Source organism: Chitinophaga oryzae, assembly GCF_012516375.2.
GTDB lineage: Bacteria > Bacteroidota > Bacteroidia > Chitinophagales > Chitinophagaceae > Chitinophaga > Chitinophaga oryzae.
In genome coordinates this window covers 375995-389496 of record NZ_CP051204.2, presented here as the reverse complement: position 1 = coordinate 389496, position 13502 = coordinate 375995, and the positions used below count along the sequence as shown (strand labels likewise).

General features: G+C 49.8%; 8 protein-coding genes and 3 tRNA genes. 8 read left to right on the top strand and 3 right to left on the bottom strand.

Annotated elements, in window-relative coordinates; translation table 11 throughout:
* Window positions 1-47: 47 nt before the first annotated feature.
* Complete coding sequence (locus HF324_RS01670) at window positions 48-1139, top strand: MrcB family domain-containing protein (RefSeq protein ID WP_168808843.1); 1092 nt, start codon at window positions 48-50, stop codon at window positions 1137-1139.
* 35 nt (window positions 1140-1174) lie between these two features.
* Here HF324_RS01670 and HF324_RS01665 read toward each other — a convergent pair whose 3' ends face one another.
* Window positions 1175-1450, bottom strand: coding sequence for a hypothetical protein (locus HF324_RS01665; RefSeq protein WP_168808841.1), 276 nt, complete (start codon window positions 1448-1450; stop codon window positions 1175-1177).
* A gap of 781 nt (window positions 1451-2231) precedes the next feature.
* On the opposite strand from HF324_RS01665, the gene HF324_RS01660 reads away from it, so the two are divergent.
* The 7 genes from HF324_RS01660 (at window position 2232) to recB (ending at window position 12844) form a co-directional block, all read left to right on the top strand.
* A tRNA-His gene (locus HF324_RS01660) sits at window positions 2232-2304 on the top strand.
* A 3-nt stretch (window positions 2305-2307) separates the two neighbouring features.
* Window positions 2308-2394: transfer RNA gene (locus HF324_RS01655), tRNA-Tyr, on the top strand.
* A gap of 540 nt (window positions 2395-2934) precedes the next feature.
* Window positions 2935-4029: a slipin family protein gene (locus HF324_RS01650; protein ID WP_168861813.1), complete on the top strand. Its 1095-nt coding sequence runs from the start codon at window positions 2935-2937 to the stop codon at window positions 4027-4029.
* 53 nt (window positions 4030-4082) lie between these two features.
* Window positions 4083-4289, top strand: a complete 207-nt coding sequence (locus HF324_RS01645; RefSeq protein WP_078669488.1) for a YwbE family protein — start codon at window positions 4083-4085, stop codon at window positions 4287-4289.
* Window positions 4290-4388: 99 nt separating this feature from the next.
* Window positions 4389-6218, top strand: a complete 1830-nt coding sequence (gene recD / locus HF324_RS01640; protein WP_258539387.1) for an exodeoxyribonuclease V subunit alpha — start codon at window positions 4389-4391, stop codon at window positions 6216-6218.
* A 2-nt stretch (window positions 6219-6220) separates the two neighbouring features.
* Window positions 6221-9427, top strand: coding sequence for an exodeoxyribonuclease V subunit gamma (gene recC / locus HF324_RS01635; protein ID WP_168861812.1), 3207 nt, complete (start codon window positions 6221-6223; stop codon window positions 9425-9427).
* A gap of 3 nt (window positions 9428-9430) precedes the next feature.
* The gene (gene recB, locus HF324_RS01630) at window positions 9431-12844 is read left to right on the top strand and encodes an exodeoxyribonuclease V subunit beta (RefSeq protein ID WP_168861811.1); all 3414 of its coding nucleotides are present in this window, start codon (window positions 9431-9433) and stop codon (window positions 12842-12844) included.
* Here the strand turns inward: recB and pth2 are convergent.
* Both pth2 and HF324_RS01620 read right to left on the bottom strand, forming a co-directional pair.
* A complete protein-coding gene (gene pth2 / locus HF324_RS01625) occupies window positions 12841-13236 on the bottom strand; it encodes an aminoacyl-tRNA hydrolase (protein WP_168861810.1) in 396 nt (131 codons plus the stop codon). The genes recB and pth2 overlap by 4 nt on opposite strands.
* Window positions 13237-13392: 156 nt before the next feature.
* Window positions 13393-13465 (bottom strand) — tRNA-Gly (locus tag HF324_RS01620).
* Window positions 13466-13502 lie beyond the last annotated feature (37 nt).

The following is a 13502-nucleotide window of genomic DNA, read 5'->3' as shown; positions in this document are numbered from 1 at the left end:
AATCAGTATAGACAATATTTTGTAATATTGAAGAGAACCCCTGGATCATGTTAAAAGAACTATTCTCAGAATTCATCGATATCTATCCTGGAGAGAAAAATAGTGTTAAGAACTCCGCAGATAAAAATTACGGACATCTTCGTTCTACTAAAATAATGACGGAAGAACTGCCTGCGCTACTGCAGCAAATGTCAGGTTTGCCCGCTACTCAATACCTTTTCAAAGGTTCCGTGGGAAAAGGTAATATGACAGAAGTGCCCAACTTGTGTATCCTAGATCAAGCTATCACACATTCACCCGAAAGAGGGTATTATATTGTTTATTTGTTTGATCCTGAAATGACCAAGTTTTACCTAACATTATTAATAGGATGGACACAGTTTGAAAAATATTACGATTATCCACAGCAAGGTAGAAAAGCTATTCTAAAACTTCAACAGGCGCTCAGAAATCAATACGACACGTTGACTTCATTCTCATCAAGCGAGCTAGGCCTAATAGCGGAAAGAACACGAACGAGAGGCTATATCTATGGAACGATCTTTCACAAAGTGTACTACATTGATGAAATGCCCAGCGATCAAATGTTGTTAAACGACCTTCACCAGATGACGAACCTCTATCAAACCATGAAAGAGGAAGTTGGTACAGATATTCTCCACAAAGTCATGCCCACAGAAGCAGATTTCCAGCTAGCCATACAAACCGCTACTCCTGCTCAACTTTCTGACGGACCAATTTCACGGTCATCTAAAATACCGCGGGCGCCAACAAAGTGGCAAAGAGATCCCAGTATTTCCTCAGAGGCGTTGAGACGTGCACAATATAGATGCGAGGTAGATTCCACGCACACCACCTTCATCTCCAAGAAGAACAAACATCAATTTGTTGAAGCGCATCATTTCCTACCAATGGCTATGCAGGATAATTTCCCTTATAGCATTGATGTTCCAGAAAATATCATTGCGTTATGTCCCAATTGCCATAGGGCTTTCCATCATGGCGAAAATGATTATAAAAAAGAACTGATTAACCTGTTTTATGGAGAAAGGATACTAGGGCTGCAACGCAGAGGCATTGATATTTCAGAAGATGCCCTTTTGAAGATCTATCTCAAGCTCGACGACGTAATAGAATAAGAGGTGCCCTTAGCACCTCTTATGCTTTAGGACACCTACTGTATCTTATACCAGGGCAATCCCTGTACCCCTTTCGGATGGTTTATCGACGTTTTCAGGCTGCTTCCATTGATTTCAAACCAAGGGAAAGAACTGCGTCCGTTGGGGTGATACACCGTCGGATAAACCTTGTCGTTGGTAATTTCAAACCAGGGCTGTGTATGGGTACCGCTGGCATGATGAACAGTAGTGAAGATCTGGTTGTCCCGGATTTCAAATTCGGCCAGACCTTTCCATCCTTCCGGATGATGGAGTGTTCTGTAGATGTACATTGGTTAAAATTTTCGGGTTAAAAACGTAGTATAAATTTAAGGGAAAAACGGATGCAGTGAAAGAGGGGACAGTGGTTTATTCACATAATTTTTGCTATTATAAATTTTAATTTACAAATAATTACAAATGTTAAAATAATATATATTATTATTTCACAGCGTGGTGTACCTGGGACCCTGTTATACAAGACAGGTAACAACAGGTGGAATCTCTCCCTTTTTCATTGACCCGCAATTTGTTATTATCGACATTAGACACACCGGACATATACGTATAACCGTCAACGTTATCATAAACAAATTTTAAAAGAAAATACGAAACCATTACTCACAAAGTATTTTCACGAAATAAAAACAACTGCTTCTTATCAGGACTAAAAAAATATTTTGGAGATATTAAAATATTTTCTTCATCTTTGCATTGTTAAAAAAATCATAAACATGCATCCAAAGTATACACATACACAAAAATTTAGCGCGTCAGGCCGCATAGGCTATACGGGTTGCGGGGCATGTTATGCTACAGAATAGTTAAATCAACGAATTCGATATAACACAAGCCCTGCAAGAGATTGCGGGGCTTTTTTAATTTTTAAAAACATGCGTCACTTAACGATATATCACATTCATTTTAGCATACAGCCACAAGGCAGTAAGCATTCCTATACCCCAAAACGACAACGACATCGGTAGTACCCCTCACGTTTCATCCCGTGAAAAGTAATCTGAAACCGGTCGTCGTAAAAGAGGACCGGTTTTTTTGTTGCCCCAAAAAACAAACGGGTAAGGTAGTTCAACGGCAGAACACCCGATTGTGGATCGGAGGATCAGGGTTCGATTCCCGCCTTTACCCCTATGTGAGTGCTGCGATGACGGTGTATCGCAATGGTCTGTAAAACCATCGCCTCCGGGCTTAGCAGGTTCGAATCCTGCCATTCACACCAGGCTATAAGCCACAAGTTCTTCTCAGTCAGAGAAGCAGGAATAGTTATGTATGCAAACCAGGTGAGGGTTTCATAAAGCCCCGCAGTGCAACGGTAGTAACCGGTTGTATGCTGTTGCCACATACACTGTGCCCTGTATTTCATCTATGGGTAAGAGGTTCGAATCCTCTCTGGTCTTTAAGACCAGTAGCTCATCCGGTAGAGCAATAGAAACACAAAAAAGGGTTCGATTCCCACCCCGCAAGGGGCAAGCCAATGGTCGGCAAAGGACTAAAAATCCTCGGGAAGCGCACATCTTCCATAAAAGGTGCTCATTCATAAAGTCAGGGCTATATGCCTGTGCTACCGCGTCAAAAGGGCGCAACAGCAATCCGGTGGACACCAGCAAACAGCTGTATACCTGCGCGTGGTCCGTATCTCTTAGTTACCTTCCTTCCGCCATAACAGATACGCACACACGCAGTGAAAGTTGTTTCCGTGAAAACGGGATAGTCACATACTCCTGGCTTTATTATTTCATCCACCCAAAAACAGAAAAAAATGAAAAGGGTCATCATCAATGCGTACGAAATAGGACTCGTCTTCAAAAGAGGCGTATACCTGCGTATGCTGAAAGCCGGCAGCCACTGGCTGTTCGGCGAAGAAGTGAAAGTGTATAACATCAATACCGCTTTCACCGCACCGGTAGAACTGAACATCCTCCTGCAGGATGCAGCACTGGCCGATGCCCTGCACGTCGTCGACGTAAAAGAAACAGAAATCGTACTGCTGTACGAAAACGGTTTGCTGAAACAAGTCCTCACCACCGGAAGATATACTTTCTGGAAAAACCTGATCGAATACACCTTCGTCAGAGCGGACCTCAGCAAAGTGAACATCACGGAGAAAATTGACCGCGCCACGCTGAACCATAAACTGGTAGCGCCCTTCGTAAGGTCCACCACCGTAGAAAACTACGAAAAAGCGGTGCTCCTGATCGATGGCAAATATGAGATTACCCTCTCTCACGGTACTTACTACTGGTGGAAGAACGATATCCCCATCCTCGTCAGCAAAATAGATATGAGACAGCGCCAGCTGGAGATCAACGGACAGGAAATCCTGACCAAAGACAAAGCGGCGCTGCGGCTCAACGCCTGGGCACAGTACCGGACTGACGATATCGAAAAAGCACTGCTGGCCAATAAGGATTATGAAAAACAGCTCTACGTCCTTTTCCAGCTGGCACTGCGGGAATATATCGCCGGCCTCGGCTTCGATGAACTGATGGAGAAAAAAGACTCCCTGTCCGCCTTCGTGCTCGACGCCGTCGGCAACAGCGCGGCAGCGCTGGGCATCACGGTGACCAGCTTCGGCATCCGGGATATCATCCTGCCGGGCGATGTGAAAGACATCATGAACCAGGTACTGGTGGCCGAGAAAAAAGCACAGGCCAATATCATCATGAGAAGAGAAGAAACCGCCAGCACCCGGAGCCTGCTCAACACGGCCAAACTGATGGAAGACAACCCCATGCTGTTCAAATTGAAAGAAATGGAATACGTGGAGAAAATCGCGGAAAAAATCAACAACATCAGCGTCTCCGGCAACGGCGTCCTGATAGATCAGCTCCGGCAGCTCTTCATCAGCAAATAGTTTTTCAGAAAAGAGTTAACTTTGCGGTTGACTCTTTTCTAATTTTTTCAACTATGCACGGACGTAACCGAAACGATATTTACCCAGGCCTGGAAGTAGCGATCATCCTCAAAAAAGACCAGCGTACCGGCAAACGCACCTACGGCATCGTGCAGGATATCCTCACTTCCGCCCCCTTTCATTCCCGCGGCATTAAAGTCCGCCTCGAAGACGGCCAGGTTGGCCGTGTGGCCGAAATCAACGTCACGGAAGAAGACTGACAATTTCACTACATATAAGTACCGATTATCAGGTGATAGGGCATTCCCCATCACGCAGAAAAGTCGTACTTTGACAATGTTTCAAGAGTGCGAATCTACATGCGTAATATAACCACCCTCAATGATGTTCACCAGCAGTTTGCCGAGTATTTCGAGGTACCGGTCCTGAAGCCGTACGCCTACCTGCTGTCTAAAAAACTCAGTGAGGGACATATCTGCCTCGACCTGGACGTCATCAGCGAAGAACAGGAAAACCTGCCGGGATTTTACCAGATCCCGGAAAACGGCCCCGCTCCGCTGACAGCCATCCCGCTGGTGGGTAAAAACGGGAACGACACCCAGCCTTTCGTGCTCTTCCAAAACAGGCTGTACCTGCAACGGTACTACCGCTACGAAACCAGCTTCCTGCAGCATATCAACGACTTCCTGGCAGCCGAAAAAGAATTGCTGCCCGAAAGGACCGCGCTCCTGGAACAGCAACAGGAACTGATACGGCAGCTGTTTCCCGCGGGCAATAACCTCCGCGACGGCGACGATCCCGCCGACTGGCAGCTGGCAGCCGCCATCACCGGCGTATTAAACAATTTCACCATCATCACCGGCGGCCCCGGCACCGGTAAAACCACCACCGTTGCCAAACTGCTGGCCATTCTCTATGCTACCGATCCCGCCCTCAGGGTGGCGCTGGCCGCACCTACCGGTAAAGCCGCAGCCAGGATGGCCGAAAGCTTACGCAATACCACCATCCCGGTAGACCCGGCCATCGCAGCAAAATTCCAGGAGCTGAGCCCGTCCACCATCCACCGGCTGCTCAAATCCATCAAAAACAGCCCATATTTCCGGTACAATAAAAAAAATCCGCTCACCTATGATGTCGTCATCATCGATGAGTGCTCTATGATAGACGTAGCCCTCTTCGCCAAACTGCTGGATGCCATCCACCCGCAGACACGCCTCATCCTGCTGGGCGATAAAGACCAGCTGGCCTCCGTAGAGGCAGGAAGCCTTTTCGGCGACCTGTGCCAGGCGCAGGAGAAACTGAATATGTTCTCTGCTGAACGGCTGCAACTGATCAACCGGTTCATCGCAGATGACAACCGGAAAATACCCGCAGCACAGGCGCAAACAAAATCGCGGCACCCGCTGTTTGAACATCTTGTAGAGCTCCGCCGCAGCCACCGCTTTACCGGTCACACCGGTATCGGTAAATTCAGTAAGGCACTGATCCGCAACGATCAGCCGGCTATCCGCAGCTTCTTTGCCGCCGGCGCCGACGAGCAGGTGGTCATCGATCAATCCTGCGACGTAGCGCTGTTCCATAAATTCATCGCCGGCTACGAATCGTTTATCAACGAACCGGACACCCGCACCGCCCTTCGCAAACTCAACGATCAGCGTGTGCTCGTAGCCGTAAGGGAAGGGGCGCAAGGCCTCTACGCCATCAACCGCGACATCGAGAAATATCTCCATGATCACGGAAAAATCAGGATCACGGCGGACTTTTACGAAAACCGCCCCGTCATCCTCACCCGTAACTATTACGAGCACGGGCTGTTTAATGGCGATACCGGCATCATCCGTCCGGACGAAAACGGCGTGCTGATGGCCTGGTTTGAAGACAGCAACGGTGAACTGAAAGGCGTACTGCCGGGCTATCTGACCCTCGCGGAAACAGCTTTTGCGATGACCATCCACAAAAGCCAGGGCTCCGAATTCGGGCAGGTGCTGGTGGTATTACCGGATGCCGCCGACGTGCCCATCCTGACAAGGGAGCTATTGTATACCGCGGTCAGCCGCGCACGGAACAAAGTATATGTGCAGGGCTCCGCAGAAGTGATCCTCGCCGCCGCAGAACGTTTTGTGGCCAGGGCCTCCGGCATCGCCGCCCGCTTCCTGGCGCAAGCTGCGGACGTCAAAACAGGAAATTAAACATGGCTATATATCTAAAGGTTTCGAACTCGCTCAACAGTCTGGCTGCCGGCCTTTCAGATGATCTGAAAGCCGCAGGCAATGGCGTGTTCCAGCCGCATTATATCATCACCCAGACGGAAGGGATGAACAACTGGCTGAAACTGCAGCTGGCCTATAAAATGGGCATCGCCGCCAACTGCCGGTTCATGAAACCCAACGATCTGCTCTTTCACCTCTACCTGCTGCTGGGAGGCCCCTTCACACAGGTGCTCTCCCCACAGAACCTCAGCTGGCTGCTCTTTAAGCTGATGGGAGAACCCGAATTCGCAGAGAAATACCCGGAAGTGGCCGCCTATTTCAACGAGGGGGAAGGTGAGAGCGAACTGAAACGCATGGGACTGGCGGAAAAAGTGGCCGACTTATTCGACCAGTACCAGGTATACCGCCCGGAGATGATCAAAGAGTGGAGCCAGGCCAATCCGGCCTCACTGAAAGACGACGAATGGCAGGCCTGGCTCTGGGCCAAAGTAAAAGCAGTTTCCGGCAGCGCCCTGCCGGATAAAACGCTGGTAGGCAACTATATCCTCGAAACCCTTTTCTATAAAGGACCCCACGCCGGCCTTGCCAGTAAAATGCCGGCAGTGCACCTCTTTGGGTTGTCCATCATCACTGCCTACCACATCAAAATCCTGCATGAACTATCTTCTTACATAGATATCCATTTCCATATCATCAACCCGGCGCCTGTGGTGTATTGGTTTGATGATAAAAGCGAAAAACAGCTGGCCCGCTGGCGCCAGAAAGGACTGGAAGAGCAGAAATCCAGCGACCCCCGCAACGTCGGCAACGCCCTGCTCACCGGATGGGGACGCGTGATACAGAACACTTTCGGCCTGTTTTTTCAATATGATGCTTTCATTAACGCCTTTGAAGAAATAGGCATCGAAGAACCGATACCGGACTCGCTGCTGCACAAAGTACAGCACGACATCTTCACCGCCGCCACCGACCACCGCCATCTGCTCAGCCTGGAAGACATACAGGACGGCTCCCTCACTATCAACTCCTGCTATACTATTGCCCGGGAAGTGGAAGTGCTGTACAACTACCTCGTTCACCTGGTAGATCAGCGCCAGGAATACCTTTCTCCCCGCGATATTGTGGTGATGGTCAGCGATATCGACGCTTACGCACCCTATATCAAAGCCGTATTCAACAACGCGCCCTACAAATTCCGCTACACCATCGCGGACGAAAGTTATACCGACAACGACAACCTTTTCAACGCCCTCTATGCGCTGCTCACCATCAATGAAGACAACTTCACCGCCGAAGCGGTCATGCAGCTGCTGGACTTTTCCTATATCCGTAACCGTTTTGGGCTCAACGACCCGGTGCGGCTCCGCAGCATTGTGGAAGCCGCCAATATCCGTTTCGGTATAGAAGGCAAAAAATCGGAAGAAACACATTTCGTCAGCTGGCGCTACGGCATACAACGTATCATGTACGGCATCTGTATGAGCGGAGAAGAAGAATACGGCTATGGCGACGACAGCTTCTTCCCACTGGATGTGCAGGAAGGCAGCGACGCGCATGAAACCATCCGCTTCTGCCACTTTGCAGAAGTACTCATGGCGTCTATCGAAGAAAGGAAAAAGCTGCGCAGCATAGCCGACTGGGTAAAATATACCGAACAGGTAGTTCATAACCTGGTCTTTGAACAACAGGAAGAAGTAGATGAAGACTATAACGCGCTCATCAAACAACTGACCGACTACCATTCACTGAATGACTATATGCAGGAACCGGTAGCCTTCGAAGTGTTCAGCCACAGCCTGTTGCAGGCCCTCACCGGAAGCACCCGCGCGGGCCTGTTCGTCAACGGCGGCATCACCTTCTGTTCGTTGATCCCTATGCGTAGTATCCCTTTCAAAGTGGTAGCGCTCATGGGACTCAACTTCGACAAGTTCCCCCGCCGGGAAATCAGGTCGAGCTTCAACCTGATGGAAAAACAATGGCAGCGCGGTGATCGTAACGTGAAAGAGAACGATAAACACCTGTTCCTCGAAACGGTACTATCGGCACAGCAATACCTCTACATCAGCTACGTAGGCCGCAACGCCAAAGACAATACACCGTTGCCCCCGTCCGCACTGGTAGACGAGCTGGTGGATTATATTATCTCCGGCGTGAAAGACGGCGCAGAAAAAGTGCGGGACCTGCTGATCACGCAGCAGCCATTACAGGGATTCAGCCGTAAATACAGCATGGGCAACGATCGCCTGTACAGTTACCTGAACCGGTACCAGGACACGGGCAAGGCGGTCATCAACCAACAGAAAAAAATCGATCCGGTCACCTTTGAAGAAGTAACCCTGGATGAACTGGTCAGCTTTTTCAAAAACCCGTTCAAAGCGTATTACAACAAGGTGCTGGGCATCTACTATAACGATGAACAAATACTGCTCAGTGATACAGAGCTGTTCAGCCTCGATAACCTCCAGCAATGGAGTATTAAAAATCAGCTGCTGCCGGTAACGGAAGCGGATAAACGCACGTTGCAGAAAAGGCTGGTTAAAAAAGGTCAGCTGCCACTCAACAATATGGCATTTGTAGCCATTCAGCAGGTAGAAGAGCGGGTACATCCCGTTCGTACCCTGTATGAAAATGCTACACAGGGCAGCCCGGAGCAAAAAGTTTCCTTTGAAACAGACATCGACGGCACGCTGCTCAAAGGCACTATCAGTAATGTATACAACGATCAGCTGCTGCAAATATCCTGGTCCAGGAACGAGACCAAATACATGGTAGAGGCTTATGTACGTTACCTTGCAGGTGTTGCGTCCGGAACGGTTAAAGGGATGCAATACATCTCCGGCGCTAAAAAAGAAGCAATCTTCAACGCATCCGGGCTTTCCAGGGAAGCGGCGTATAGCCGTTTAAGAGAGCTAATGAAAATATACAAATCAGGATTTAACAAGATCGTTCCGTTCTATCCTGATTTCGGTACCGCGCCTAAAGATCTTCCGGATCTTGACAGCAAAGCATTTGATGACCTGGTGGAAAAAAAACTGAATAATTACCAGTTCCCTTGTAACGATAATTATATCCTCCAGGAATATGAAAAAGGATTTTTCAGCGATGAAGCCGTATTGGCTGAATATAAGCAACTGTGCGGGCAGCTCATTGTGCCGCTGGCTGAAATTTTCCCTGACTATTACGCGTAAACGATGACGGAGAACAGATATCAACATTTCGTAGCGACTGAAGTACCACTGGAAGGGAGTAACCTGATAGAAGCCAGTGCCGGCACGGGGAAGACATATTCCATCGCGGTGCTGGTGCTGCGTCTTATCCTGGAAAAACAACTGTCGGTGAAAGACATCCTGATGGTGACGTTTACCAAAGCCGCAGTAGCGGAGCTGGAAGACCGTATCCGGCTCTTTATCCGCAAAGCCTACACCGTAAGCTTCGGTAACCCCGTAGACGACGACACGATCGTGAACCTGGTACTGCAGGCCGTAGACCAATGGGGCGCCATTGAAGTCAATCACCGGCTGCGCGACGCCGTACTGCTGCTCGACGAAACATCTGTACTCACCATCCATAGCTTCTGCCAGCAGACGCTGAACGAGTTCGCCTTTGAAACAGACCAGCTCTTCGGCGCAGAGATGGTACCCGATACTACGCCCATCATCGAAAACGAACTGAATAAATTCTGGCGTACGCACATCACGACGCTGCATCCTGTAATACTGCAGATGCTGTGGCGGGAGAGTATGCGCAGCGATATCCAGAAAGTGCTACAGGAACATCTCAGCGGCAAAAAATACCTGGGATACCAGCCATGGGAACGCTACAACGTGACCGCTGCACAACAGCAAAGCTGGCTGGAGGAGCTGGACAACATCCGTCAGCAGCAAACAGCAGCGGAGGCAGCCCTGCATGAATACATCCTTCAAAACAGGGAAGACCTCGTCAATGCCTGTAACACCAAAGCCAACGCCAGGAAGGATATCCTGCCCCTGATCGATAAGCCGGACGAATTCGCCGCCATCATCCAAAAAAGGAGAGGATCGGGTTATATCAAAGAGCTTTTCCCGGAGATACTGGAGCTGATAGACGCCCAGGAAGGTTTTGGGGAGATGATCGGCGAGCATATCGATACTATCCGCCGGCAGCTGAACTGCCTGGCGATACAGGAAGTCGCCGAAGGCGTAAAAGCCTACAAACAGCACAGCAACATGCTGAACTACGACGACCTGATCAGTCATCTGAACCTCGCTTTGGTGCAAAAAGACAACCCTGGCCTGGTGGCATCGCTGCGCAACAAATACAAAGCGGTATTTGTAGATGAATTCCAGGACACGGACCGGCAACAGTACGAGATCTTCAACAGCGCTTTCGGCGAAGACACTATCCTGTTCTATATCGGCGACCCCAAGCAAAGCATTTATGCATGGCGGAAAGCGGATATCTTCACCTACTTCGATGCCCGCAACAGCGTGAAACATCTCTACGACATGAACCACAACTACCGTTCGTCGGAGAACCTGATCGCCGCTATGAATACTTTCTTCAAGCCCACGCCCGATTTCGACACGTTTGAATTTGCAGGCGAAAAAGACAGTATACAGTACATCGATGTAATGGCGCCGGAAGAAAGCAGCAAAGGGTTCCTCTACTACAACGAAGCGAAGGAAGTGCCCATTACCATCTTCAACTGCAAAAACAAAGATATCATCGCCGGCGCAGTGGCAGCCCAGGTTGCGCAACTGCTGCTCGATCCCGCTTATAAAATCATTAAAGACAAAACGCTGGAGATCACCCCGGCAGATATCGGTATACTGGTGCGCACCGGCAAGGAGGGCAGAGACATCAAGCAGAAACTGGCCCAACTGGGTATTCCCGCGGTCACCATCGACGATACGAAAGTCCTGAATACCGCCGAAGCACTCGATGTGCTATACCTGCTGGAAGCCATGGAGACGCCGGAACGCTCCACCATCAACCGGGCACTGTTATCGCCCTTTACCGGCTTCAGCGTACAGGACATTCTCAACCTCGATGATGAAATAGCGCTCACCCGTTTCGGCCACTACCATACACTGTGGCAGGACAACGGCGCCTATACCGCCCTGATGACCTTCATCGCCGACTTCGGCGTGCGCGGCGTACTGCTGGGCGATCATTCCAAAAACGGCGAACGCGCCATCACCAACCTGTATCAGCTGGCCGAACTGGTGCACCAGGTGCAGAACCGCAAGAACCTGTCTATGCGCGACCTGATCTCGTGGCTGAAACGTGGCATCGACGGGATGCCGGTGGAAGGGGACGAGTACACCCAGCGGGTGGAAAGCGATGAAGAGGCGGTAAATATCGTTACCATTCACAAAAGTAAAGGTCTCGACTATCGTATCGTACTGGCGCCTTACCTGGACTTCCGGAATGCCGACAGTGATTTTCTCAGCTTCCGTGATCCGGACACCGGGGACTATATCAACGCGGAAGCTAAAAGGGTTTCACCGGAACAGAAAGCCGCACAACAGCGGCAGCAGGAGCAGGAGGACCGGCGGCTTATTTATGTGGCCATCACCCGCGCGGTCTATAAATGTTACCTGTTCAACAATACGAGTAATAACAAATCGTCTTTCACCCGGTTCATAGACGCCTTCCGGCATTACCCGCCGGACCCGGCGCTCATAGAGGTCAAAGATACCCTGCCACAGGAACCGGAACAACGCTACCGCAAAAGCAAGCTGGCGCCCAACAGGAATGCCGGCAATGCGCCGGTGTCGTTCTTCCTCAGGGAGGAAAACTGGCGTAAAATGAGTTACACCATGCTGGCGGCCAAACCGGAGCAGAAGCCGCGTATCCGCAGCGCTCAGCAGGAAAACGAATACGATAACTTCATATTCAATACCCTGCGCAAAGGCGCCAAGACGGGTAACCTGCTGCACTTTATCTTCGAAAATGTCAATTTCTCCGATGACAGCCAGTGGGATTACTGGATCACAGAAGCTATCGCCCGCTTTGTACCCGGACAGGAAGAAATTTACCAGCCGATGCTGCTGGAACTGCTGCAGCATGTGATGCACACCCAGATCAAAGTCGGTAAAACCAGCCTGCAGCTGGCATCTGTCAGCAAACACAAACGCCTTGCCGAGCTGGAATTCGACTTCCCGGTGCCGCTGTTCCGTGCCAATATGCTGAATACCCTTTCCGACAATGAATTAACGGTAACGGTGAAACGTTTTTCCGAAGACCGGAACCAGGAACTGGAAGGCATCATGAATGGCAAGATAGACCTGTTCTTTGAGCATCATCACCGGTATTATATCCTCGACTGGAAGTCCAACTACCTGGGCGGCAGCGTAGAGGATTATGCGCCGGCAGCACTGGCAGCCGCCATGAACGACAACAACTACCACCTGCAGTACCTCATCTATACGGTGGCCGTAAAAAAATATCTCGAAAGCAGGTTACCGGATTTCGACTACCATAAACATTTTGGCGGCGTGATCTACTGCTTTGTGCGTGGTATCAGGAACAATGGCAACTACGGTATTTTTACCGCCCGTCCCGACCTGGACACCATTACCTTCATAGAGGATATGCTGACGGCCAAAAGTCACCGGTATTAAAGCAGCTTCAGATCTCTGGTGATCCTGTCTATTTCCGTATTCAGGTTAGGGCCGATGGCGCAACAGGTTTTGGTGGGCACTCCACCGAATTCCGTCAACCCCGAATCGGTGATCAGCGTGGCATTCAGGCCATCTTCCACCGCCTGCTGATAAACACGCACCAGCTCTTCCTCCGAGTCCACTGACAGGCATATCTTGGTAAACCCTTTGGTGAACCACTCACGTACCTCTTCCGGGTTACGGATATTTGTCTGCAAAGTATTTCCTTCAATGGTCGCTTCGCGGGTCAAAAAAGCAATAGAGGCGTGGGCTCCCTGCGCAATCATCTTTCCTTTCCGCATATTCAGGTCTTTGCGCATAACAATGACTTGTTTGACAATTCTCGATGACATGGATTGTAGTAATTTTTTATCTTACTGTAAATGTAACCCATATGCGCATACGGTCCTGCTGTTGTTGTTATTGCCTGTTGCCGGGTAAGGTGGGATTTGCAGAAAAGCGGGCAGGTGATGGTGATGGCAGCCCCTTATGCCCTCAAAGGAAAATAGAGCGGAAGACGGGACTCGAACCCGCTACCTACAGCTTGGGAAGCTGTCGCTCTACCAGGTGAGCTACTTCCGCAGGTGAATAACTAAGATAAAAAAAATATGAATACGTC

Coding starts and splice junctions, on each gene's coding strand:
- HF324_RS01645 (WP_078669488.1), top strand. CDS start 4,083: ATGCACGGACGTAACCGAAACGATATTTACCCAGGCCTGGAAGTAGCG.
- recC (WP_168861812.1), top strand. CDS start 6,221: ATGGCTATATATCTAAAGGTTTCGAACTCGCTCAACAGTCTGGCTGCC.
- recD (WP_258539387.1), top strand. CDS start 4,389: ATGCGTAATATAACCACCCTCAATGATGTTCACCAGCAGTTTGCCGAG.
- HF324_RS01650 (WP_168861813.1), top strand. CDS start 2,935: ATGAAAAGGGTCATCATCAATGCGTACGAAATAGGACTCGTCTTCAAA.
- HF324_RS01665 (WP_168808841.1), bottom strand. CDS start 1,450: ATGTACATCTACAGAACACTCCATCATCCGGAAGGATGGAAAGGTCTG.
- HF324_RS01670 (WP_168808843.1), top strand. CDS start 48: ATGTTAAAAGAACTATTCTCAGAATTCATCGATATCTATCCTGGAGAG.
- recB (WP_168861811.1), top strand. CDS start 9,431: ATGACGGAGAACAGATATCAACATTTCGTAGCGACTGAAGTACCACTG.
- pth2 (WP_168861810.1), bottom strand. CDS start 13,236: ATGTCATCGAGAATTGTCAAACAAGTCATTGTTATGCGCAAAGACCTG.